This window comes from Eikenella glucosivorans, from assembly GCF_016025525.2.
Classification (GTDB): domain Bacteria; phylum Pseudomonadota; class Gammaproteobacteria; order Burkholderiales; family Neisseriaceae; genus Eikenella; species Eikenella glucosivorans.
Map to the genome: position 1 here is coordinate 255,222 of NZ_JACSGR010000001.1, position 21,944 is coordinate 277,165.

Here is a 21,944-nt window from a genome sequence, read left to right on the forward strand (position 1 = left end):
GGCTACCTGAAATTTTCAGGTAGCCTCTTTTTCTTGTTTGGCGAGGTGTTTATCCGTTTCAAATGGCTACCTGAAAAATTTTAGCTTCGCAGAAATCTCGCTGCGTTGCGTTTTAACTGCGTTGAAGCGGCGTTTTCAGGTAGCCTTTATCCGCCGCTCACCGGATCACATTGCGCCAATCCTGCTCGAAATAATGCACCAGGATCTGCGTGTTCAAGTAGTTCGGCTGCACCTCGCGGCGCGCCATATCGGGCGGGAAGCGGAACATTTCGGCGGCGGTGTCGGCATTCAGGAAACGGGTGGGCACGCTAAATTGCGTGGGCACGGGGAAATCCGGCTCGGCGGCGGCCAGCACGAAGCCCCACTCGCCGAACGACGGCACATACACATGATAGGGCGCAGTGGCGAGCCCGGCGGCCTCCAGCGTGGCCACCACCGACCAATAAGCATGCGGCGCAAAATAAGGTGAGGTGGATTGCACCACGATTTTGCCGCCCGGGGCCAAATGCCGCGCCACCAGCCGGTACATCGGCACGGAATAGAGCTTGCCCAGCGAGAAATTGGAAGGGTCGGGCAGGTCGATGATGATCACGTTGAACTGTTCCCGCGCCTGCTCCAGCCATTTGGCCGCGTCGTCGTTCACCACGCGCACTTTGGGGTTGGCGAGCGAGCCGGCGTTCAGGCGGCTTAATTCGGCGGAAGATTGGAAGGTGCCGGTCATTTGTGGGTCGAGGTCCACCAGCGTGATGCCCTGCACCTGCGGGTATTTCAGCACTTCGCGCGCGGCCAGCCCGTCGCCGCCGCCCAGAATCAGCACGTTCTGCGCCTTGCCGCCGGCCATCTGCATGGCGGGCAGCACCAGGGCTTCGTGGTAGCGGGCTTCGTCGCGCGAGGAGAATTGCAGGTTGCCGTTGATATAGAGGCGGATGTCGTCGTGCCATTTGGTGACCACCAGGCGCTGGTAGGGCGAATGGCTCTCGAACACCACCGGGTCGCCGAAGTAGCTCTGCTCGGCCAGGAAGGTGATGCGGTTGGCGGCGGCAAAGGCGGCCAGCAGGCCGAACAACACGATGGCGCCGCGCGTTTGGATGGCGCGGTAGCGCGGCAGCTGGCTTTTGAAGGCGCGGGCGGTGAGCACGGCTACGGCGGCGTTGAGCAGTCCGAACAGCAGCGCCGAGCGCGCCATGCCCAGCCGGGGTGCCAGCACCAGCGGAAACAGCAGCGACACCGCCAGCGCGCCCAAATAGTCAAACGTGAGCACCTTGGCCACCAAATCTTTAAACTCCGCCTGCCGCTGGTTCAGCACGCGCATCACCAGCGGAATCTCCATGCCCACCACAATCCCCACCGTCAGCACCAGCGCATACAAAAGCGTGCGGAAGGGCGCGGCGGAAAAGCCAAACACCACAAACAGCACCAGGGCTGACACGCCACCGATGATGCCCACCAGCAATTCGATTTCGATAAAGCGTGAAAGCGCATCTTCATCGCGGATGTATTTGGTGAGGTGTGCGCCGATGCCCATGGCGAAGAGGTAGAGACCAATGATGGAGGAGAACTGCAAAATGCTGTCGCCCAAGAGGTAGCTTGCCAGCGCGGCGATGATGAGCTCGTAGGCCAAGCCGCAGCTGGCCACGATGAATACGGAGATAATGAGGATACGGTCGGGTTTCATTTTTCAGGTAGCCTTTTCAGGTAGCCTGCGGATTATATAGCAGGCGGGCGCGGCAGTATGAATGCAACGCATTTGTGTGGCATAATCAGCCGCCTATCCCCTCCACCCACACCGCAAAGGCAAGCCATGAGCATTTCCCTAGAGCAATACCTGCTGTATCTGCAATACCTGCTGATCGGGCTGGTGATGACGGCGCTGTTTGCCGCCGTGTATCTGCGCATCACCCCGGCCGACGAACTCAAGCTGATCAAGCGCGGCAACCTGGCCTGCGCCCTCTCTTTCGGCGGCGCGCTCATCGGCTTCTGCCTGCCGCTGGCCTCCAGCATCGCGCACAGCGTGGGCATGCTGGATTTCGTGCTGTGGGGCTTGGCCGCGGCGGTGATTCAGATTGCCGTGTATTTCGCCGCCACCCGCCTGGTGCCCGATTCCGCCGCCGAGCTGGCGGGCAATAATGTGGCCGTGGGCACGCTCTGCGCCGTGATTTCCATCGCCGTGGGCCTGTTGAACGCGGCCTGCCTGTCTTAACGCATACAGGCTACCTGAAAAAGTTTGAGATCGTTTTCAGGTAGCCCTTCCCCATTTCAAGTATTCAAGCAAACGAAAGGAAAACCCATGCTGGGCAATTTCATCAAGAAGCAGTTTATCGACGTTATCGAATGGCCGAACCCCGCAGAAGGGCTGCTGATGTGGCGCTTCCCCGTGGCCGACCAGGAAATTCAAAACGGCGCCAGCCTCACCGTTCGCGAGGCGCAGGCCGCCCTGTTTGTGGACGAAGGCAAAGCCGCCGACGTGTTCCAGCCCGGCCGCTACAAGCTGACCACGCAAACCCTGCCCATCCTCACCAACCTGAAAAACTGGGATAAGCTGTTCCAATCCCCCTTCAAATCCGACGTTTACTTCTTCAACACTCGCCAGCAGCTCGCCCGCCGCTGGGGCACCGCCCAGCCCGTTACCGTGCGCGATGCCGATTTCGGCGTGATCCAGCTGCGCTCCTTCGGCATGTATGCCTACCGCATCAGCGACCCTGCCGCCTTCTTCCGCGAAGTGAGCGGCGTGGGCGCCTCTTATAGCGGCGAGCAGCTCGAACAGCAGCTGCGAAACCTCGCCATGACCCAGCTGGCCGCCGCCTTCGGCGCCTCCGGCATCCCCTTCCTGGATATGGCCGCCAACCAAGTGCTGCTGTCGCAGAAAATGAACGAGCTGCTGCTGCCCGAGTTTGCCAAGCTCGGCCTCGCGCTGGAAAACTTTACCGTGGAAAGCGTGAGCCTGCCCGAAAACGTGCAGAAAGCGCTCGACAGCAAAATGTCGATGGGCATCATCGGCGACATGGGCAAATTCGCCCAATACCAAACCGCCACCGCCATCCCGATGGCCGCGCAAAACGAAGGCGGCCTGGCCGGCATCGGCGCCGGCCTCGGCGTGGGTGCCGGCATCGGTCAGGCCATGGCAGGCGCCATGAGCGGCATGATGCAGCAGCCCGCTCCCGCGCAAACCGCGCCCGCCCAGCCGGCACAGCCTGCCGCCGCCCCGGCCGCGCCCGCCGCCGAAGACCCGCAGGCCAAGTTGGCCAAACTCAAAACCCTGCTCGACGGCGGCCTGATTTCCGCCGAAGACTACGAGAAAGCCAAAGCCGAAGTGTTGAAACAGCTGATCGGCTAAGGCGCGGTGCTACCTGAAAGCGTAAGCTTCAACGAAGTTAAAACGATGTTGCGCAGTTTTCAGGTAGCCTCAAACGCGGCAAATAAAGGCTACCTGAAAATGCAAACCTTAAATAACGCGAAAACCATGGCTGCCCATTTAAACACGCTGCCCGCTCCCCGCCCTTTGTGGCGCGCTTTGTTGCCCACCTTGCTAGCTGGCGGCTTTGTTGGCTGGTTTGCCGGGCAGCCGGGATATGGTTTTTCGCTGGAGTTGTTTTTGCCGCTGTTGGTTTTATCGCGGCTATGGTTTACCGCCAAAGCCTTGCGAGTGTCGCGCCGCGAGTTGAGGCGACAACTGGCTATCTGCGGCTTGTGGCTAATCCTCCTTGGCGGACTGGCTGTCCTGCACAAGCATTACGCCCATCTCGCCCGGGTGGAAGCAGACCACCTGCTCGCGCAAATCCTAGCCAAGCAGCAGCCAAACGGCAGTTTCGCCCCGATGCCGTTCACCACCAGCCCGCGCTGGCGTATCCTCTACGGGGTATCGGACAAAGGCAAACCAATCCTGCATTACCGCGACACCTACAACGTGTTTAACGCGCAGATATATGATTTTGAACAGCACCGCTGGCAATATTTCATTGATTAGCTGCCATAAGGCTACCTGAAAGCGTAAACTTCAACGAAGTTAAAATATCCGAACCAATAGTCTTGCCTCAGCCAACACTAAAACCGATTAATCAACCAACAATCAAACGAAAACCCATGCCCATCCGCCCCGCCCAAGCTGCCGACGCCCACCGCATCGGCGAACTGCTCTACCAAGTGCACGACGTGCACGCCCAAGCCCGCCCCGACCTCTACCGCATCGGCGCACGCAAATATTCCGATGAAGAAGTACGCGCCCTGATTGCCGATGAAAACCAGCCCGTGTTCGTATATCAGGATGAAGGCGGCAAAGTGCAGGGCTATGCCGTGTGCCAATTTCAGGTAGCCTCCGGCCATCCCGCGCTGGTGAACCGCAAAGTGCTGTATTTGGACGACCTGTGCGTGGATGCCTCGCAGCGCGGCAAAAAAATCGGCGAGCAGCTGTATCACTACCTGCTCGAATTCGCCCGCGCCCAAGGCTGCCACAGCCTCACCCTGAACGTGATGCACGGCAACGACGGCGCCGAACGCTTCTACCGCCGCTTGGGCATGACCCCGCTGAAAACCCTGCTGGAACAGCAGCTTTAAAGGCTACCTGAAAAAAGAAACCCGCGTTTTAGCGAAACCCGCTTCATACGTTTTCACTTCGTTGAAGCTTACGCTTTCAGGTAGCCTCCCGCGCCGAATCAGGCTACCTGAAAAACAACACCCCACCCGCCCGCCCCATAGGAAACCCACCATGAGCGAACCATTCTTCAAAACCGACTGCCCCAGCTGCGGCGCGCCCGTACACGCGCATTCGGCCACGGCGGTTACGCTGGTGTGCGGCTTCTGCCACAGCCTCTTGGTGCGGCAAGGCGCAGGCATCATCGACAGCGGCCGCGATTCCGCGCTGCTGGAAGACTTCAGCCCGCTGCAAATCGGCACCGGCGGCATCTTTGCCGCGCGGCCGTTTTCCATCATCGGCCGCCTGCAGGCCAAATACGAAGCCGGGATGTGGAACGAGTGGTACGTGCAGTTTGCCGACGGCGGCAACGGCTGGCTCTCCGAAGCCGGCGACCAATACGTCTTCACCCTGCCCGCCAGCGAACCGCTGCCGGACACGCCCGAATTCGACAGCCTGGTGCCCGGCCACAGCAACTTCGTGTACCAAGGCAAGCGCTTCTGGGCGGCCGACATACGCGACATCGTGCTGGAGCAGGCCGCCGCCGAGGGCGAGCTGCCCTTCGAGCTGCCGCCGCAGATGAAAAACCGGGTGGCCGACTGGCGCTGCGAGCAAGCCTTCCTCACGCTGGATTATGCCGATTCGCCGCCCGAAGCCTTTATCGGGCGGGGCGTGAACCTGGCCGATTTGCAGCTTTCCAACACGCGCAGCAGCGCCGATGTGGCCGACAGCGCGGGCAGGCTCAAAGGCACGCGCCAAGCCGAAAGCTGCCCCAACTGCGGCTCGCCCGTGCAATGGATTACCGGGCTCACCCCCTCCATCCTCTGCCCCAGCTGCGGCAGCAGCCTGGATGCGGCAGAAGGCAAGCTGGAGCTGCTGGAAGCCAACAACCGGCGTGTCGCGCAGGCCGATGCCTTCACGCTGAAGCTGGGTGCGGAAGCCACCATCAACAACCGCACCTACACCCTCATCGGCGCGGTGCGCAAAGACGAGCTTGAGCCCGACGACGCATTTGACCTGCTGTTTGGCAAAAAGCCTTCCGGCATCACGCCCGAGGGCAGCTGGACGGAATACCTGCTCTTCGAGCCGCAAGCCGGCTTTATGTGGCTGGTGGAGAGCGAGGGCGAATGGAGCGTGTCGCAAACGCTCAATGTGTGGCCGCGTTTGCAGGGCGAGCTTTTCCAGCCGCAGGGCCTGCCCAAGCTCTACGACTACGGCGGGCGCGTGGTGCTCGCCGCCGGCGCGTTTTACTGGCACATCCGTCAAGGCGATGTGGATTTCTACTCCGACTACCGCCAAAACGGCAACGGTAAGCTCTGCGCCGAGCGCAACCGCCAAGAAGCCGCCTGGAGCCAAAGCACGCCGGTGAGCTACCGGCAGGTGCGCGACTGGTTCGGCCTGAGCGGCGATGTGCCGCAATACAGCGCCGATATGCACGCCGACGGCCCGTCGAAAGGGCTGATGCTGCTGCTGGTTGCGGTGTTTGTGATCATCAACCTGCCGGCCTGGTTCAGTATGCTGTCTTCCGATGAAGACATCTCCTTGGCCGGTACAGTGTCGATTATGGTGCTGTATTTCCTGGCAAAACGCGGCAACGTGTTCGGCGGCGGCGATGATGACGATGACGAGTGAAACAAAATGTCGAGAAATACTTATCTGATTTGCAGCATCCTGGCCATCCTGGTCAGCACTTCTTTCAACTACAGCTCTGTGGGCAGCAGCAACAGCGGCAGCCGCTCCTACCACGGCTCGCGCGTGGGCGGCGGCAGCTCGTCTTCGGGATGGCACAAATGAGCCACAGCCCCGGCTGCCACGGCCTGCTGGATTTATACGGCTGCCCGCCCGCGCTGCTGCGCGACGAAGGCTACCTGAAAAACGCCCTGTGCCAAGCCGCCGAACGCATCGGCGCCACCGTGCTCGACAGCCGCTTCCACACCTTCGGCGGCGAAGGCGGCGTAACCGGCGTGCTGCTCTTGGCCGAATCGCACATCAGCATCCACACCTGGCCGGAACACGGTTTTGCCGCGCTGGACGTGTTCCTGTGCGGCAGCCTGCTGCCCGAATCTGCCAAAAGCTTGCTGGAGCAGGCTTTGCAGGCCGGGCGCGCGGTGTGGCAGGTGCTCCAGCGCGGCGGGGAGGCGGGCTTGCCGCCGGCTTGATTAGCCGCAAAAAGGCTACCTGAAAATGTATCGGCATTTTTCAGGTAGCCTTTTATTTGCCGCAGGGCTTAATAGCGCACAGGCTGGTTTAAGGGCAGCACGCGGGTGACGCCGTTGCCGCCCTGCAAGACGCGCACGCGCTGGCCGGGCTGGAAGGCGATATCGTCTTTCTGCACCACGGAAACGGCGTCGCGCGTGCCTTCGAGCTGCACCACGATTTCGTAGCCGCGTTGGGAATCGGCGCTGCGGGTGAGCGCTTCGGCGCCGAGCCCGCCGATGATGGCGCCCAAGATGGCGCTCACGGCCTCGCCGCGGCCTTTGCCGATGTTGCTGCCGCCGATGCCGCCCAGCAGGGAGCCGGCGGTGGTGATGAGCGGGCTGCTCTCGCCTTTGATGGTGGTGGGGGTAACCGACAGCACTTCGCCGTAGTACACCCGTGCGGCGTTTTGCGCTTGGGAGGTGGTGTATTGGTTGGCCGAGCTGTTGGCGCAGCCGTTGAGCAGCAGGGCGGCGGATACGGCGGCGGCGAGCAGGCGGGGGAGGGCGGGCATGGTGTTCTCCTGAAGGGTGTGGGAATGGCGGGATTATATAGCGGGTAAGCTTATTTTTCGATAACGCCGGGCGGAAGGCTACCTGAAAGCCTGAGCGCCAACGAAGTGAAAACCAGCAAAGTGCGTTTCTGCAAAATTAAAAATGAGGCTTCAGCAAAGGGAAAAAGCATTTTCAGGTAGCCTTTAATCGGAAAGTGGCGTGGTTGTGTTAATATCGCGCCCCGCCGCATGGTTTGGCGGCGGAAGAACATGAACAAGGAGCACATCGTGCCGACCGCTTTCCCTTTTCCCCAACGGCTGCTGCCCCTGTTTGCCGCCGCCCTGCTGACCGGCTGCGCCACCGAAGTTCTGGTAAACGACACCCTAGTTTGGCGCGGCAAAGACGTGGCCGAGTTTATGGCTAAGCGCGCCCGCCGCGTGCCCGACATCATCCGCCTCGATTGCGTGAAAAACAATCGGGTGCGCAACCTCTACGGCTGGCGCGTCGAGCACTATGAAATCAAGCAGGGCTATGCCGGCCAGTCGGGCAACGTGCAATATTTCCAAAACTACCGGCAGCACGTCGGCCACAGCTACCGCATTGCCGTTACCGAGCCCGACGGCACCATCGTTTCCATCCGCACCACCGCCTTCGGCAATGCCGATAAGGAATTCGGCTGCGAGGCATACCGCGAAGCCCGCCGCAGCTAGGGCAGGCTGATGAAAAGGCTACCTGAAAACCGAAATCGGGTTTTCAGGTAGCCTTTTTGTTGCTTTCAAATCAAAGCTGTTTGCTTACCAGGGCTGTTCCTGCACGGCTTCATGCAGGCCTTGGCGCACGCTGGTGCCCACACCTTTGCTGAGCAGGCGGCCGAAGTCGTCGGCGGGGGTGTAGTCCACCAGCTCGGGGGCTTTGATGATGTCGCGCGATACGCTGTAGATGTCGCCCAGGCCGTCGATGAGGCCGGTTTTGAGCGCTTCGTGGCCGGTGTAGATGCGACCGCTGAAGAGGTCGGGGTTGTCGGCTTCGTTTAGGCGTTTGCCGCGGCCGTCGCGCACGGCTTTGATGAACTGCTGGTGGATGTCGTCGAGCATGCCTTGCCAAATGGCGGTTTGCTCGGGGGTTTCGGGGCTGAAGGGATCGCCCATGCCTTTGTTGCTGCCGGCGGTGCGTTGGCGGCGCTGGATGCCCATGTTGTGCATGAGGCCGGTGAGGTCGAAGCTGCTGCCGATCACGCCGATGCTGCCCACCAGGCTGGAGGGGTCGGCGTAGATTTTGTCGGCGGCGGCGGCGATGTAGTAGCAGCCGGAGGCGCACATGTCTTCGGCCACCACATACACGGGGATATTGGGGTGTTCGGCGCGCAGGCGGCGGATTTCACGATAGGCGATGTTGGATACCACGGGCGAGCCGCCGGGGCTGTTGGCGCGGATGATGATGCCGCGCACCTGTTTGTTTTTGTAGGCGGCTTCGAGGCCTTGGCGCAGTTTGCCAGCTTGGTTTTCGCTGGCGGTGATGGCACCTTCGAGGCGGATCACGGCGGTGTGCGGCTCGGCGGCGGCAGGGTTGAGGCTGCCCATTTTGCCGAAGATGGCAAAGAGGTAGAGGGCGAGGAAGGCGATGAGCAACAGGCGGAAGATGAGCTTCCAGATGCGGGCGCGGCGCTGCTCGCGGTAGGCCTCGAGCAGGAGTTTTTCCAGGGTGTCGCGCTCCCAGTTGCCGCTGTCGGGCTCGCTGCTGCGGCGGATGATGGGTTTCATGGACTGTCTTTCTTGAAGTGGGTGGAATGCCGGAGGCTACCTGAAAAAAGGAGGGTGGTATGCGCCTGATGCCGGCGGGGAAAGGCGGCTATTGTAACATGCGGCGGCAGGCGGTTTCAGGTGGCTTGTGGCTGCCAGCGGTAAGAACAGGAAGTCCGTTCACATTTGCTTTACTGATGTTGCGTTCAGGCTACCTGAAAAGATAGAAACCAATAAAAAACAGGCAAATATTGATTATTTGCATTACAATCCGCCCTTTAATAAACCCAAAGGGACACACACATCATGCGCCACCGCAAACTGGGCAGGCAGCTCGCTGTCTTCCGCCACACCCTCACTTGGACATTCCTCGCCACCATTATCTTCCTGCTGCTGATGTTTATCTTGAATGCAGGCATAGGCAAAGACATCCGCGCCTCAGGCGACCCGGCCAATGTTGTGGGCTTGTTTAACATATTGTTTATCGCTTGGTACGGCATTTATGTGGCTGGGCAGCTCCGGTCGCGCCTCACGCTGTACGAACACGGCTTCATCCTGCAAACCTTGTTTAAAGAACACGTGGTGGTGTATCGGGAAATTCTCGGCATCCAATCCAAATTCTCGCAAATTGAATCGCCCGGCTCGTTTATGCACGCCCGCATCAAAACACCGCAAGGCCGCGTGCTGTTGAAAAACAACTGGAAGCCGCGCGAGGATTTCTACCATTTCATCGCGCAGTTTCTGTTTCAAGACGATGAGGACGACGTCACCTTCCATTAGGCGGGATACGAAAGGCTACCTGAAAAATAAAGGCTACCTGAAAAGCGGAAATCACTTTTCAGGTAGCCTTTTCCTTGCCTGCAAGCAAGCTATTGCTTCTCGGCCTGCAGCTTGGCTTTGCGCTCTTCCAGCCAGTGTTCCAGATAGTGGATGCTCACGCCGCCTTTGGCGAAGCCGGGATCGCGGAACAGGTCGTCGTGCAGCGGGGCGTTGGTTTTGATGCCGCTCACGGTGAGCTCGGCCAGCGCCACGCGCATTTTGGCCATGGCCTGCTTGCGGTCTTTGCCGTACACGCAGATTTTGCCGATCAGGCTGTCGTAGTTCGGCGGGATGCGGTAGCCCTGGTAGATGTGGCTGTCCACGCGCACGCCGAAGCCGCCGGGCAGGTGGCAGCTGGTGATGCAGCCGGGGCTGGGCAGGAAGCTGTAGGGGTCTTCGGCGTTGATGCGGCATTCGAAGGCATGACCTTGGATCACCACGTCTTTCTGCTTATATTGCAGGGGAAGGCCGGCGGCAATGCGCAGCTGCTCCTGCACGATGTCGATGCCAGTAATCAGCTCGGTGACGGGGTGCTCCACCTGCACGCGGGTGTTCATTTCGATGAAGAAAAACTCGCCGTCTTCATACAGGAATTCGAAGGTGCCGGCACCGCGGTAGCCGATGCGTTTGCAGGCGGCCACGCAGGCTTTGCCGATTTTCTCGCGCTCTTTGGCGGTGATGCCGGGGGCTGGGGCTTCTTCGATCACTTTCTGGTGGCGGCGCTGCATGGAGCAGTCGCGCTCGCCCAAGTAGATGGCGTTGCCGTGTTCGTCAGCCAGCACCTGCATTTCCACGTGGCGCGGGCGTTGCAGGAAGCGTTCCATATACACCATCGGGTTGCCGAAGGCGGCTTCGGCTTCGGCCTTGGTCATTTCCACGGCTTTGAGCAGGTCTTCTTTTTTTTCCACCACGCGCATGCCGCGCCCGCCGCCGCCGCCGGAGGCTTTGATGATCACGGGGTAGCCCACGCGCTCGGCGGTGGCGAGGATTTCGTCGGGGTCGTCGGAGAGGGCGCCGTCGGAGCCGGGTACGCAGGGCACGCCGGATTCGAGCATGGCTTTTTTGGCGGATACTTTGTCGCCCATCAGGCGGATGGTGTCGGCGCGCGGGCCGATGAAGATGAAGCCGGATTCTTCCACCTGTTCGGCAAAGCGGTCGTTTTCGGCGAGGAAGCCGTAGCCGGGGTGGATGGCGTCGGCGCCGGTAACTTCGGCGGCGGCGATGATGGAGGGAATGTGCAGATAGCTCTGCGCGGAGGGGGCGGGGCCGATGCACACGGATTCGTCGGCCAGCTTCACGTGCAGGCTGTCGTTGTCGGCTTCGGAGTGTACCGCCACGGTGGCGATGCCCATTTCGCGGCAGGCGCGCAATACGCGCAGGGCGATTTCGCCGCGGTTGGCGATGAGGACTTTTTTCAGCATAATCTTTGCCTTATGGTTTTCAGGTAGCCTCTACGCAGTGGTAGGAGGCGGTAGCCGGCCGAAGGTTTCCAATACGGGGCAGCAGGCCGCAGCAATACAAACAGTATGGCAAGGCGCGGCAGCGCGGAATCAGCCGGCTGGCTACCTGAAAAATTATTCGATGATAAACAGCGGCTCGCCAAACTCCACCGGCTGGCCGTTTTCCACCAAAATTTCTTTCACCACGCCGCTGCGTTCGGCTTCGATTTCGTTCATCAGCTTCATGGCTTCGATGATGCACAGGGTGTCGCCGGCGTTCACGCTCTGACCCACTTCCACAAACACGGGCGCGTTCGGGCCGGGGGCGCGGTAGAAAGTGCCCACCATGGGCGAGGTTTGCGCTTTGCTCAAGTCGCGGCTCGGGGCGGCGGCGGGAGCGGCAGCCGCTGCGGGCGCGGCGGCGGGGGCAGGTGCCGGGGCGGCCACGGCGGGGGCGGAGGCATACACGGCTTGCGGTGCGGCCAGCGAGCGGGTGATGCGTACTTTTTCTTCGCCTTCGGTGACTTCAATCTCGGCAATGCCGGATTCTTCCACCAAGTCGATGAGTTTTTTGAGTTTGCGTAAATCCATAGTGTTGTCCTTTTCAGGGATGCGTGGCCGGATTAACCGGCTTGTTTTTGTTGCAGATATTCGATGGCGAAGTCCAGTGCGGCGCGGTAGCCGGAGGCGCCCAGCCCGCAGATGACGCCTTGCGCCAAGTCGGAAAGGTAGGAGTGGCGGCGGAAGGGCTCGCGGGCGTGCACGTTGGAGAGGTGGACTTCGATGAAGGGTTTGCCGGCGGCGGCCAGGGCGTCGCGCAGGGCGATGCTGGTGTGGGTGAAGGCGGCCGGGTTGATGATGATGAAGGCGGTGCGGTCGGTCATGGCCGCCTGGGCGCGTTCCACCAGCACGGCTTCGGCGTTGCTCTGCACGGCTTCAAAGGCGAAACCGGCGGCTTGGGCGCGGGCTTCCAGGCCGGTGTTGATGTCGGCCAGTGTGGTGCGGCCGTAGATTTCCGGCTCGCGCTGCCCCAGAAGGTTGAGGTTGGGGCCGTGCATCACGAGGATGAGGGGTTTCATGCTGGGTGGGCTGCGGGGTGTGGATAAATTGAATGAAGCGGCGCGGCCGGGCGGGTTTCCGTTGGGAAAACGGTGTTTGCCGGGGCGCGGAGCAGACCGACATTTTCGGCGATAGTGGGGGAAATGTCCAGTTTTTGTATTTATCTGTATGGAAATGGCGGGGAAACGACAAGCTTTGCTAAGAAAGGCTACCTGAAAACGTAGCGCTGTGGGGTTTTCAGGTAGCCTTTAATGTTTGGGCAACGGCTTATTTATCGTGCTGCTTGAGGATTTGGTAGAGCTGGTCTTTCAGGTGCAGTTTTTGTTTTTTCAGCTCGTCCACTTCGTCGAGATTGCCGGTAACGGGGTTTTTCACCAGGTTGGCGATTTTTTCGTCCAGCTCGTTGTGTTCGTCGAACAGGCGGGCGAAGCGTTTGTCGGTTTGTTTGAGCTGGCTGATGAGGTCGCGGTATTCCGGAAACATGATTTCCCTCTCTTTCTATCGGGTTGGTTGGAAACATAGCGAAAGGCGAACCTGTTTCGCTATATAAACGAATTATCTGTTTGTGTATAACTCTACCATAGCCGGCGGGAAAAATCGAACCGCCCGCCGCATTTGTTCGCTTTATAATGGTTGCCCCTGTTGCCGAAAGCATGCCATGCCTGAAATCGAAAGCCACCCCTTCCCCGCGCTGCTGCCGCACGACGCCACCGTGATGATGATGGGCACCTTTCCGCCCAAGGCGGAAAAGCACGCCATGCCGTTTCACTACCCCAATTTCCAAAACGATATGTGGCGCATCTACGGGCTGGTGTTTTTCCACGATGCCGCGCATTTTCAAAAACCTGGCGAAAAGGCGTTTGACGCGGAGAAAATCCAGGCCTTCCTGCGCGAACTCGGTATTGCCTCCTGCCCGACCGTGCTCAAGGCGGTGCGCGAGCAAGGCAATGCTGCCGACAAGTTTCTGCGCGTGGTGGAAACCGTGGATTTGGCCGGCGTGCTGGCGCGGCTGCCGCGCTGCCGCCATGTGTGCACCACCGGCGGCAAGGCCACGGAAGTGTTGCTTTCGCTGCTGCCCGAGCCGCCCAAGCTGCCGCAAACGGGCGAAACGCTGCCTTTTTCCTTTGCCGGCCGGGATTTGACGCTCACGCGCCTGCCCTCCACTTCGCGGGCTTATCCGCTGAGTTTGCAGAAAAAGGCGGCGGCGTATCGGGCGTTTTTCGAGATGGCGGGGCTGGTGTAGTTTTCAGGTAGCCTGACGAGGCTGGAGCGCGGGCTGGTTTGCACACACGGCAAGTTCGGATGCCGCGTGCGTTCCGTGCGGATGCCATGAGAAATCCGAAAGGCTACCTGAAAAACCTTTCATGAAGCGGAAACGGTTTTTCAGGTAGCCTGTATGTTTTCAGGTAGCCTTTACGGGGTTGGTGGGGCTACCTGAAAACATTGGCAGGCGCTTCGGGCCGGGGCTGCCGGGCGGATACGGTTTGAAAACGGGCGGCAGGGGGCTATAATCCGCCCCTTGAGTCGGGGTGCTGCCTTGGGCGGCTGAGATCATACCCGTTGCACCTGAAGCGGTTAATGCCGGCGTAGGGAACTCGCGGTTGCTTGGGTTGGCTTGGCCGGCCTGATTGGCCGCAGGCGGCAGGGATGGCTCTGCTGCGGCAATGCGATGGGCGCTCTGATGAATGGGGCGCTTTTTTTGCGGCCTGTTGTTGGATAAGGCTACCTGAAAAACTACGGACGAGGTTTTCAGGTAGCCTTCCGGCTTGGATTTTGTTTGAAAAGGATTGTTTATGCGTTTCCGTGTTTGGCAGGCGAACGGTTTGCCGCATCCTTATGTGATGTTGTTTTTGGCACCGGCGTTTTGGGCGACGAGCAATGTGGCGGGCAAGCTCGGCAAGGCTTGGCTGTCGCCTTATGAGTTTACATTTTGGCGCTGGGTGTTGGCGGCGGGTTTGTTGTCTTGGCTGTTCCGGGGGCGGATTCGGGCGGATTTGCCTGTGCTCAAAACGCGTGCGTTGTGGCTTTTGCTGGTGGGCGGCAGCGGGTTTGCGCTGTTTAATATCGTGCTCTACAGCGCGTTTGCGCGGGGGGTGGCGGTGGTGAATGTGTCGATTATCACGGCGCTGATTCCGGTGATGGTGCTGTTGGTGGAGGCGCTGTTTTTGCGCACGAGGGCGCACGGGCTGCAATGGCTGGGGGTGGGGCTGTCGTTTGCGGGGGTGGTGTGGGTGGTGAGCCGGGGACGGCCGCTGGGGCTGTTGGAGGCGGGTTTGTCGGGGGCTGATGCGCTGGCGCTGGTGTCTTCGGCAATTTATGCGGGCTATTCGCTGGCGCTGCGGAGGGCGCCTAAGGTGCATTGGGCGAGCCTGCTGTGGGCGATGTGTGTGGCGGCGGTGGCGGTGAGCGCGCCGTTTTATGTGTGGGAGGGGCTGGAGGAGGGTTTCCGGCTGCCGCCGTGGCAGGCTTGGCTGCTGTTGCTGTATGTGGCGGTGTTTATTGCGATTTTGTCGAAGCTGTTTTATATGGAGAGTGTGATTGCGATTGGTGCGGGCCGGGCGGCGCTCACGATGAACCTGCTGCCGGTGTTTGGCGCGCTGGTGGGGGTGGCGGTGTTTCCGGATGAGCGGTTGGGCGGCTATGTGCTGGTGGCCTTAATCTTGGTGGCGGCGGGGATTGGGGCTTCGGAATGGGGGGCGGCGAAACGGCAAGTTGCGGCTTCAAGCTTGGGTTTGGGCAGATAGCGGGTTAGAATGCGCTTCTTTCCTGCTTGATGAGGCTACCTGAAAATAGGTGTAAGGTTTCCGCAGGAAGCCGCATTATTTGTTTTCAGGTAGCCTCAACTGATTGACCGGCCAAACAATTTCACAAAGGACTCCCCATGCAAAACTACCAAGCGCCCGACGAGCGAGGCTTTTTCGGCGAACACGGCGGGCTCTACGTTTCCGAAACCCTGATTCCCGCCCTGCAAGAGCTGGCCGCCGCCTACCAAGCGGCCAAAAAAGACCCGGCCTTCTGGGCGGAATTCCACAGCGATTTGAAACACTATGTCGGCCGCCCCAGCCCGGTTTATCATGCCGAACGCCTGTCCGAGCACCTCGGCGGTGCGCAAATCTGGCTCAAACGCGAAGACTTAAACCACACCGGCGCGCACAAGGTAAACAATACCATCGGCCAGGCTCTGCTCGCCCGCCGTATGGGCAAGAAGCGCGTGATTGCGGAAACCGGCGCCGGCCAGCACGGCGTCGCCTCCGCCACCGTGGCCGCCCGCTTCGGCATGACTTGCGACGTGTACATGGGCGCAGACGACATCCAGCGGCAGATGCCCAATGTGTTCCGTATGAAATTGCTTGGCGCAAACGTGGTGAGCGTGGACAGCGGCAGCCGCACCCTCAAAGACGCCATGAACGAAGCCATGCGCGAATGGGTGGCGCGTGTGGACGACACCTTTTACATCATTGGCACTGTCGCCGGCCCCGCGCCGTATCCCGAAATGGTGCGCGATTTCCAATGCGTGATCGGCAACGAAGCCAAAGCGCAAATGCAGGAAGCCATCGGGCGCCAGCCCGATGTGGCCGTGGCCTGTGTGGGTGGCGGCAGCAACGCCATCGGCCTGTTCCACCCGTATATCGGAGAAGCGGGCGTGCGCTTGGTCGGCGTGGAAGCGGGCGGCTTGGGCGTGGACACGCCGCACCATGCCGCGCCGATTACCAGCCGCGCACCCGTCGGCGTGTTGCACGGCTTCCGCAGCTACCTGATGCAGAGCGAAGACGGCCAGGTGCTCGGCACGCATTCCGTCTCCGCTGGTTTGGATTACCCCGGCATCGGCCCGGAACACAGCCACCTTGCCGACATCGGCCGCGTGGAATACACCGCCGCCAACGATGATGCCGCACTTGAAGCCTTTGATTTGCTGTGCCGCTATGAAGGCATCATCCCCGCCTTGGAAAGCGCGCACGCCGTGGCTTGGGCGGTGCAAAACGCGCCGCAGATGGGCAAAGACCAGGTGATTTTGGTGAACCTCTCCGGCCGCGGCGATAAGGACATCAACACCGTGGCGAAGCTGAAGGGGATTGAGCTGTGAGTTTTCAGGTAGCCTTTTGGGGCTACCTGAAAATTTTTGCGCGATTAAATCATCAGGATACGGAATAGGGGAAACGCTGAGGGCGGTGCGAGATTGCGGCGCTTTTGGCCGGACAGCCTGCGGCAGGAAAAGCGCAGTATCCGCCACGCATCACACATGGCGCATCACATGCTTCAGCCAGCGCATCAGTGCCGCCAGCAGCAGGCCAAGCAAGGCCCCGGCCAAGGCGGCATGCCAGTTGAAGCTTGCCAGCAGCGCGCTGCAAAACCCGCCGATGGCGCCGCAGAGGTATTTGTCTCGCCGCCTGAAGGTGCGTTCGGGCGGCGGGTCGGACAAATCTTCTTCGATAAAATACAACGCAAACAGTGTGCCGATGCCCAAACCGAAGCCGATAATGCCGTGCCAAGCGGCAGCGGAGCGGCCGGATAACCTATCCCACACCAAGCCGGCCACCGCCAATAATCCGCATAGCGCCGCACACGCCAGCATCAGCAGCCTGCCTGCCGCTGGGCTGCTGCCGAGCCAATCCCAAAAGCGGGTATGGAAAGTACTGAATGGCTTCATTTATTTTTTGACAAACATGGTTCAGAGAATATCTGGAAATAGAACTCTACATAGCATATATGCATTCCACGCTCCTCGTACGAACTAACTTCTCATCGTATATAAAGCTAGCCATACACCCAGTTTGCTTCTTAAAGAATTATCCCTCAGTATACGCCTGTTCTAATAAAGGCTTAGCACGTTCCAAGTCAGCAAAACTTCTCAGTGAAAGCTCAACGTTCCCTGTTCCCCACCGTCCTTTTTGACTCACGTCCCGACTAAATCCATCTGACAAAGTAATATTAGTTGGATCAATAGTAAGCCAAAGTTGCAATTTATCTGTCCAAACTGCCACAGTAACAAAATTTTTTAATTTCCGGAAAGCGGTGTACAGCTTTAATTTTTTCTCGCTGACATCATCGCCTAATGATAACAGAAAAGAACGTAATTCTTTATACAATGCCTTGATCTCATCACTAGATTTTTCCATTCTTTCGGAAAAAATAGTCTCTTCACTATTGTCTTTCAATGTGTCATTTATATTATTATTTGGTTTATTTATTTTAACCTTATCATTAATTATTGGTGATATAGTCTGTGTATTTACTAACTCTAATAATAACAAATCAGGACCAAACATTTTATATCTAATCAATTCGATATTTCGTGGAATTTGTTGTACCGCGTGTTGGTCATATTTAGTAAAATCTGCTGCAATACATAATAAGCGTGTACCTTGCCACTCTATCGTATCAGCTGCTTCTTTACCAAGTTTTTCCATAACAAGCCAACGAAACTCTGCTTGATGATCAAGTAACCAATCTAAATAATACAATCCTTGATTTATAACATTTTCATGGCTGTGCCGCTTATATTCAATAATTACCGGACAGTAATTTTCATCGACTCCTAATGAATCAATACGACCACGGTGCGTTTTCCCCGTAGTATACTCACTCGCAAGAAAATGTACTCCTAAGAATTGTTCCATATAAGTTTCAATTAAAGATTGAAGATCCCTTTCTAATGAAACTGATGTAGCTTTTAACTCCATAACAGTTTCTTTCTCTAGTCGAAAAAGTTGAATGTCGCTCATAATAATTTCCTTGAAAAAGGTTGTATAAAATATATTAAATTATCTATACTTACTTATTATATACTACTACTTGCTTCGCCTCCAACGCTTCCCACCGCTCCAATTTCTCCAACAGCAGCATTTCAATCTCCTCCGCCCGCGCCTGCAATGCGCCTGCCTTTTCATAATCCTTGAAGATTTCGGGGTCGGACAATTGCGCGTTCAACTCCGCCTGTTCGGTTTCCAGCGCGGCGATTTCGTCGGGCAGGGCATCGAGTTCTCGCTGTTCTTTGTACGACAGTTTCACGCTGCGGTTGGCTTTGGGTTTGTCTTTTTCAGGTAGCCTTTCGGCCTTGGCGGCGGGGGCGGAGGCAGCCTGCACTTTTTCTTCACGCGCCTTTGTGTCGATATAGTCCTGATAGCCGCCGATGTATTCTTTCAGACGGCCTTCCCCTTCAAATACAATCGATTGTGTAATCACGTTGTCCAAAAACATTCGGTCGTGGCTGACCAAAAACACCGTTCCCGCATAATCGCGCAGCAGCTCTTCCAGCAGCTCCTGCGTGTCGATGTCCAAATCGTTGGTCGGCTCGTCCAGCACCAAAATGTTGGCAGGGCGGGTGAACAGTTTGGCCAGCAGCAGGCGGTTGCGCTCGCCGCCGGAAAGCGACGACACGGGCGACTGGGCGCGGGCGGGGTGGAACAAAAAATCCTCCAAATAGCCCATCACATGCCGCTTTTTGCCGCCGATTTCCACATAATCGTTGCCCTGGCCGAGCGTGTAGAACACGGTGTCGTTCTCGTTCAGCGCGCTGCGGAACTGGTCGAAATACGCCACTTCCTGCTTGCTGCCGAGGCGGATTTTGCCGCCGGTGGGCGCGAGTTCGCCCAAAATCAGCTTCAAAAACGTGGTCTTGCCGATGCCGTTCGCGCCGATGAGTCCGATTTTGTCGCCGCGCTGAATCACGGCGGAAAAATCGTTCATAATCAGCTTGTTGTCATACGCAAACGAAGCGTGTTCCAGCTCGGCCACGATTTTGCCGCTTTTCTCGCCCGAATCCAGCTTGAACGACACCTGCCCCTGCCGTTCGCGCCGCGCCGCACGCTGTTTGCGCAATTCTTCCAAACGCTTAACCCGCCCTTCGTTACGCGTGCGCCGCGCTTCGATGCCCTTGCGAATCCACGCCTCTTCCTGCGCGTGGAATTTGTCGAACAGGCGGTTGTGCTCGGCTTCCACCGCCAGCTCCTGCGCCTTTTTCTCGCTGTATTTGGCGAAACTGCCGTCATACGAACGCAGCGTGCCCCTGTCCAATTCGACAATGCGGGTGGCGATATTGTCCAAAAAACGGCGGTCGTGGGTGATGACGATGAGGCTACCTGAAAATGCTTTGAGCAAGTTTTCCAGCCACAAAATTGCGTTAATATCCAAATGGTTGGTCGGCTCGTCCAGCAGCAGGATGTCGGGCTTCTGCACCCATGCCTGCGCCAGCGCGACGCGCTTTTTCTGCCCGCCGGACAGATTGTCGATTTTCTCGTTTTCAGGCAGCCCCAACTCGCTCACGGTTTGGCTGATGAGCGCGTCGAACTGCCAGCCGTTTTGCGCTTCGATTTGGTTTTGTAGCTCATTCAACTCTTTGATTAAATTATCATCTTGCCCGTTTTCCAGCGCGCGGCCGATTTCGTGGTAACGCCGCAGCACGTCGCGCAGGCTGCCCAGCCCTTCGGACACAATATCGAACACCGTGGCTGCGCCGTCGAAAAAACTTTCCTGCGGCACATACACGGTTTTCAACCCGTTTTGCAGGATGAGCTGGCCGTCGTCGGGCTTCTGCACGCCCGCCAGAATTTTCAGCAGGCTGGATTTGCCCGCGCCGTTGCGCCCAATCAGCCCGACTTTTTCGCCGGCGGCAAGTTGGAAAGACGCTTTGTCGAGCAGCGGCACGTGGCCGACGGCGAAGGAAAGGTTTTCGGCTTGGAGGATGGTCATGGGGGTTCCTTGTTTTATTTGGCGTTTCAGGCTACCTGAAAAGATTTATAGCAACTCGGGGAAATGCCGTTGCAGCTGCTCGGGCGTGAGGCAGGGCGCGGTCAGGCTTTCGTCTTCATCGCAGACCACGGCGATAAAACCGGGCGGCACGATGTTTTGCCGCAATAAATCCTGCGTGGCACGGCGGCAGGCGCGGGGGAAGCATTGGCAAAAGCGGGCGTATAACACATCCCAATCGGCTTCTCGGCGCACGGCCGCCTGCACGCTTTGCGCGGCTTCGTTTCCCGCCGTGCCGCCGTCAAACAGATATTCCGCCAAATCCGCGCCCGACCAACGCAGCGACCGCTCCAGTTCGGCACGGCTTTCGGCATAGCTGTATTCGCGTTGGTATTGCTCCATCACGCGCGCCAGCAGCTCTTCCGTGCCGACCGACAGCGAAGGGAAATAGAGGCGGGCGTTGTCGCAATAGAAGTTGTGGAAAATGGCGGCATACACGGTTTCGAGCGGGTGTTGCCTGCGTATATCGTGCACGGCATCCACAATGATTTGATAGGCGAGGTTTTCTATCTGCGGCCAATCCGGCTGCGGCATGGGGCGTCCTTTCAGGCTACCTGAAAATAATGAAGGCGGTTTTCTCGGGCATCGGGTTCGGTATTTTAGTGGCGTTGGCGGGATTCGGGAATCGAATGGGGCTTGGTATTGCCGGAATGTTGTCCGGCTTTTTATTGAGATGGGAAAGGGCAGGCTGCTTTTTGGGCTTTCGGGCGACCTTTTGGCTGTGCAGGAACTTATTTTTCAGACAGCCTGGAATGCAACCACCCGTTTCATTGGCCAGGATTCCGTTGCCCAAACGCGCTCGAACTCTTCGGCGAAACCATGTTGCGCGGCATTGGCCCGCAGTTGTTGCAGCCAGGTTTGCGGGGCAATGTCGGCGGCGGCGCGGGTAAAATAGGCGAGGTTGGGGCGCGTATCGAAAGCTTGGACGATGTGTTGGCTGACGGCGTTCAGGGCTTTCGGGTTGCCGCCGGTTTGCCGGGCGGTTTTTTCGTATTGCGACAGGGTGGCGGCTTGTACGCTTTCGCGTTCGGCGGCGGTTTGGTGGCAGGGGCGGGCGGTGGCTGCCTGAATCACGATCAGCGGCGGCAGCTGCCCTTCGGCGAGGGCGGCGGCCAGGCGCAGGTGTCCGTCTAAAATCAGCCAGCGGTCGGACAGGGCGGTGATTTCGTATGCCAATACGGGCGGCAATTGGTGTTGCCGTGCGCGTTTGCGCCAATATTTCAGGCGGCCGTCCTCAGCGTGGTGGGTTTTTAGGGCGATGAAGCGTTCGGATTGGGAGAAAAAGTCGTTATCCAGCGCATCGAAACGGCTACCTGAAAACAGCCATTGGCGGTAGTTGATGTCGGTTTCAGGCTGCCCTATGGCGGTGTCGTGCCAGCTTTCGCCCCATTGCGGCGGCAGGGTTTGTGCGGGGTGGTAAAGGAAGTGCCATTCGCCAATGCCGAACAGCCCTGCGTTGCGGGCGGCGAGCTGGTCGATGAAATATTTGTTCCACAACAGGCCTTGCTCTGCGGCGGGTTGGCTGGCGATGTGTTCGTTTACGCGGCTGCCAATGTGGCCGACGGGCTGGTATGCCTGCCAGCTTTCGGCGTAGCTACGGACGAGGTAAACGTCGTATAGGTCGTGGCTGTGGAACGACCAGAATACGGGCTCGCCGCGGCAGGTGAGGCTGAGGCTGATGCCGTCGGGGGTGTGGAGTTTCAGGCTGCCTTGCGGCTGCGCGGTGATGCTCAGGGCGAGGCTGTGAGGGGAGGCGGGATTTGGGGTTGGCCTGCCGCTGTATTGCTCCAGCGCGGTGTCGAGCGATTGATAGTGCATGGGGAAT

25 protein-coding genes and 1 riboswitch are annotated in these 21,944 nt (G+C 58.7%); of the genes, 12 read left to right on the forward strand and 13 right to left on the reverse strand.

Annotation, left to right across the window (positions count from 1 at the left end):
• Window positions 1-157: 157 nt before the first annotated feature.
• Window positions 158-1,675 (reverse strand): polyamine aminopropyltransferase, encoded by a 1,518-nt coding sequence (locus tag H9Q10_RS01125; protein ID WP_197902197.1) that lies wholly within the window; start codon window positions 1,673-1,675, stop codon window positions 158-160.
• A 126-nt stretch (window positions 1,676-1,801) separates the two neighbouring features.
• On the opposite strand from H9Q10_RS01125, the gene H9Q10_RS01130 reads away from it, so the two are divergent.
• The 7 genes from H9Q10_RS01130 (at window position 1,802) to speD (ending at window position 6,786) form a co-directional block, all read left to right on the forward strand.
• Window positions 1,802-2,200 (forward strand): DUF350 domain-containing protein, encoded by a 399-nt coding sequence (locus tag H9Q10_RS01130; RefSeq protein WP_197902198.1) that lies wholly within the window; start codon window positions 1,802-1,804, stop codon window positions 2,198-2,200.
• Between the two features lie 90 nt (window positions 2,201-2,290).
• Window positions 2,291-3,334: an SPFH domain-containing protein gene (locus H9Q10_RS01135; protein WP_197902358.1), complete on the forward strand. Its 1,044-nt coding sequence runs from the start codon at window positions 2,291-2,293 to the stop codon at window positions 3,332-3,334.
• A 126-nt stretch (window positions 3,335-3,460) separates the two neighbouring features.
• Window positions 3,461-3,964: a hypothetical protein gene (locus H9Q10_RS01140; protein ID WP_197902199.1), complete on the forward strand. Its 504-nt coding sequence runs from the start codon at window positions 3,461-3,463 to the stop codon at window positions 3,962-3,964.
• Between the two features lie 116 nt (window positions 3,965-4,080).
• Window positions 4,081-4,551, forward strand: coding sequence for a GNAT family N-acetyltransferase (locus H9Q10_RS01145; RefSeq protein WP_197902200.1), 471 nt, complete (start codon window positions 4,081-4,083; stop codon window positions 4,549-4,551).
• A 151-nt stretch (window positions 4,552-4,702) separates the two neighbouring features.
• Complete coding sequence (locus H9Q10_RS01150; protein WP_197902201.1) at window positions 4,703-6,259, forward strand: DUF4178 domain-containing protein; 1,557 nt, start codon at window positions 4,703-4,705, stop codon at window positions 6,257-6,259.
• A 6-nt stretch (window positions 6,260-6,265) separates the two neighbouring features.
• Window positions 6,266-6,421 (forward strand): hypothetical protein, encoded by a 156-nt coding sequence (locus tag H9Q10_RS01155; protein ID WP_197902202.1) that lies wholly within the window; start codon window positions 6,266-6,268, stop codon window positions 6,419-6,421.
• Window positions 6,418-6,786, forward strand: coding sequence for an adenosylmethionine decarboxylase (gene speD / locus H9Q10_RS01160; protein ID WP_197902203.1), 369 nt, complete (start codon window positions 6,418-6,420; stop codon window positions 6,784-6,786). Before H9Q10_RS01155 ends, speD begins: the two co-directional genes overlap by 4 nt.
• A gap of 68 nt (window positions 6,787-6,854) precedes the next feature.
• On the opposite strand, the gene H9Q10_RS01165 is transcribed toward speD, so the two are convergent.
• Entirely contained in the window at window positions 6,855-7,337 is a 483-nt protein-coding gene (locus tag H9Q10_RS01165; protein ID WP_197902204.1) for an outer membrane lipoprotein, read from the reverse strand.
• A gap of 249 nt (window positions 7,338-7,586) precedes the next feature.
• Here H9Q10_RS01165 and H9Q10_RS01170 point away from each other — a divergent pair, with 249 nt between their 5' ends.
• Entirely contained in the window at window positions 7,587-8,027 is a 441-nt protein-coding gene (locus tag H9Q10_RS01170) for a hypothetical protein (protein ID WP_197902205.1), read from the forward strand.
• An 84-nt stretch (window positions 8,028-8,111) separates the two neighbouring features.
• Here the strand turns inward: H9Q10_RS01170 and sppA are convergent, their stop codons facing one another.
• Window positions 8,112-9,077: a signal peptide peptidase SppA gene (gene sppA, locus H9Q10_RS01175; RefSeq protein WP_197902206.1), complete on the reverse strand. Its 966-nt coding sequence runs from the start codon at window positions 9,075-9,077 to the stop codon at window positions 8,112-8,114.
• Between the two features lie 285 nt (window positions 9,078-9,362).
• Between sppA and H9Q10_RS01180 the strand changes: the two genes are divergently transcribed.
• The gene (locus tag H9Q10_RS01180) at window positions 9,363-9,836 is read left to right on the forward strand and encodes a DUF6585 family protein (protein ID WP_197902207.1); all 474 of its coding nucleotides are present in this window, start codon (window positions 9,363-9,365) and stop codon (window positions 9,834-9,836) included.
• Between the two features lie 89 nt (window positions 9,837-9,925).
• On the opposite strand, the gene accC is transcribed toward H9Q10_RS01180, so the two are convergent.
• From accC to H9Q10_RS01200, 4 genes are all read right to left on the reverse strand, one after another.
• On the reverse strand, window positions 9,926-11,296 hold the full coding sequence (accC, locus tag H9Q10_RS01185; RefSeq protein WP_197902208.1) for an acetyl-CoA carboxylase biotin carboxylase subunit: 1,371 nt from the start codon (window positions 11,294-11,296) through the stop codon (window positions 9,926-9,928).
• A 153-nt stretch (window positions 11,297-11,449) separates the two neighbouring features.
• Window positions 11,450-11,905 (reverse strand): acetyl-CoA carboxylase biotin carboxyl carrier protein, encoded by a 456-nt coding sequence (gene accB / locus H9Q10_RS01190; RefSeq protein ID WP_197902209.1) that lies wholly within the window; start codon window positions 11,903-11,905, stop codon window positions 11,450-11,452.
• 32 nt (window positions 11,906-11,937) lie between these two features.
• Window positions 11,938-12,393, reverse strand: coding sequence for a type II 3-dehydroquinate dehydratase (gene aroQ / locus H9Q10_RS01195; protein ID WP_197902210.1), 456 nt, complete (start codon window positions 12,391-12,393; stop codon window positions 11,938-11,940).
• A 247-nt stretch (window positions 12,394-12,640) separates the two neighbouring features.
• Entirely contained in the window at window positions 12,641-12,856 is a 216-nt protein-coding gene (locus H9Q10_RS01200) for an HP1242/YdcH family protein (RefSeq protein ID WP_197902211.1), read from the reverse strand.
• Between the two features lie 175 nt (window positions 12,857-13,031).
• On the opposite strand from H9Q10_RS01200, the gene H9Q10_RS01205 reads away from it, so the two are divergent.
• Window positions 13,032-13,616 carry a DNA glycosylase gene (locus H9Q10_RS01205; protein WP_197902212.1) on the forward strand — a complete coding sequence of 195 codons (585 nt, stop codon included), beginning with the start codon at window positions 13,032-13,034 and terminating at the stop codon, window positions 13,614-13,616.
• 159 nt (window positions 13,617-13,775) lie between these two features.
• Here the strand turns inward: H9Q10_RS01205 and H9Q10_RS01210 are convergent, their stop codons facing one another.
• The gene (locus H9Q10_RS01210) at window positions 13,776-13,928 is read right to left on the reverse strand and encodes a hypothetical protein (protein ID WP_197902213.1); all 153 of its coding nucleotides are present in this window, start codon (window positions 13,926-13,928) and stop codon (window positions 13,776-13,778) included.
• A riboswitch (TPP riboswitch) is annotated at window positions 13,889-13,983 on the forward strand. It overlaps the preceding gene by 40 nt.
• Before the next feature lie 183 nt (window positions 13,984-14,166).
• Here H9Q10_RS01210 and H9Q10_RS01215 point away from each other — a divergent pair.
• Together H9Q10_RS01215 and trpB are read left to right on the forward strand one after the other, a co-directional pair.
• Window positions 14,167-15,117, forward strand: coding sequence for a DMT family transporter (locus H9Q10_RS01215; protein ID WP_197902214.1), 951 nt, complete (start codon window positions 14,167-14,169; stop codon window positions 15,115-15,117).
• A gap of 137 nt (window positions 15,118-15,254) precedes the next feature.
• Window positions 15,255-16,457 carry a tryptophan synthase subunit beta gene (gene trpB, locus H9Q10_RS01220; RefSeq protein ID WP_197902215.1) on the forward strand — a complete coding sequence of 401 codons (1,203 nt, stop codon included), beginning with the start codon at window positions 15,255-15,257 and terminating at the stop codon, window positions 16,455-16,457.
• A gap of 150 nt (window positions 16,458-16,607) precedes the next feature.
• On the opposite strand, the gene H9Q10_RS01225 is transcribed toward trpB, so the two are convergent.
• The 5 genes from H9Q10_RS01225 to H9Q10_RS01245 form a co-directional block, all read right to left on the reverse strand.
• Complete coding sequence (locus tag H9Q10_RS01225) at window positions 16,608-17,021, reverse strand: hypothetical protein (protein WP_197902216.1); 414 nt, start codon at window positions 17,019-17,021, stop codon at window positions 16,608-16,610.
• A gap of 139 nt (window positions 17,022-17,160) precedes the next feature.
• Window positions 17,161-18,096: a DUF5655 domain-containing protein gene (locus H9Q10_RS01230; RefSeq protein WP_197902217.1), complete on the reverse strand. Its 936-nt coding sequence runs from the start codon at window positions 18,094-18,096 to the stop codon at window positions 17,161-17,163.
• Between the two features lie 49 nt (window positions 18,097-18,145).
• Window positions 18,146-20,062, reverse strand: coding sequence for an ATP-binding cassette domain-containing protein (locus tag H9Q10_RS01235; protein ID WP_197902218.1), 1,917 nt, complete (start codon window positions 20,060-20,062; stop codon window positions 18,146-18,148).
• Window positions 20,063-20,107: 45 nt separating this feature from the next.
• Window positions 20,108-20,653, reverse strand: a complete 546-nt coding sequence (locus tag H9Q10_RS01240; RefSeq protein ID WP_197902219.1) for a DUF4303 domain-containing protein — start codon at window positions 20,651-20,653, stop codon at window positions 20,108-20,110.
• 204 nt (window positions 20,654-20,857) lie between these two features.
• Window positions 20,858-21,937, reverse strand: coding sequence for a hypothetical protein (locus H9Q10_RS01245; RefSeq protein ID WP_197902220.1), 1,080 nt, complete (start codon window positions 21,935-21,937; stop codon window positions 20,858-20,860).
• Between the last annotated feature and the right edge of the window lie 7 nt (window positions 21,938-21,944).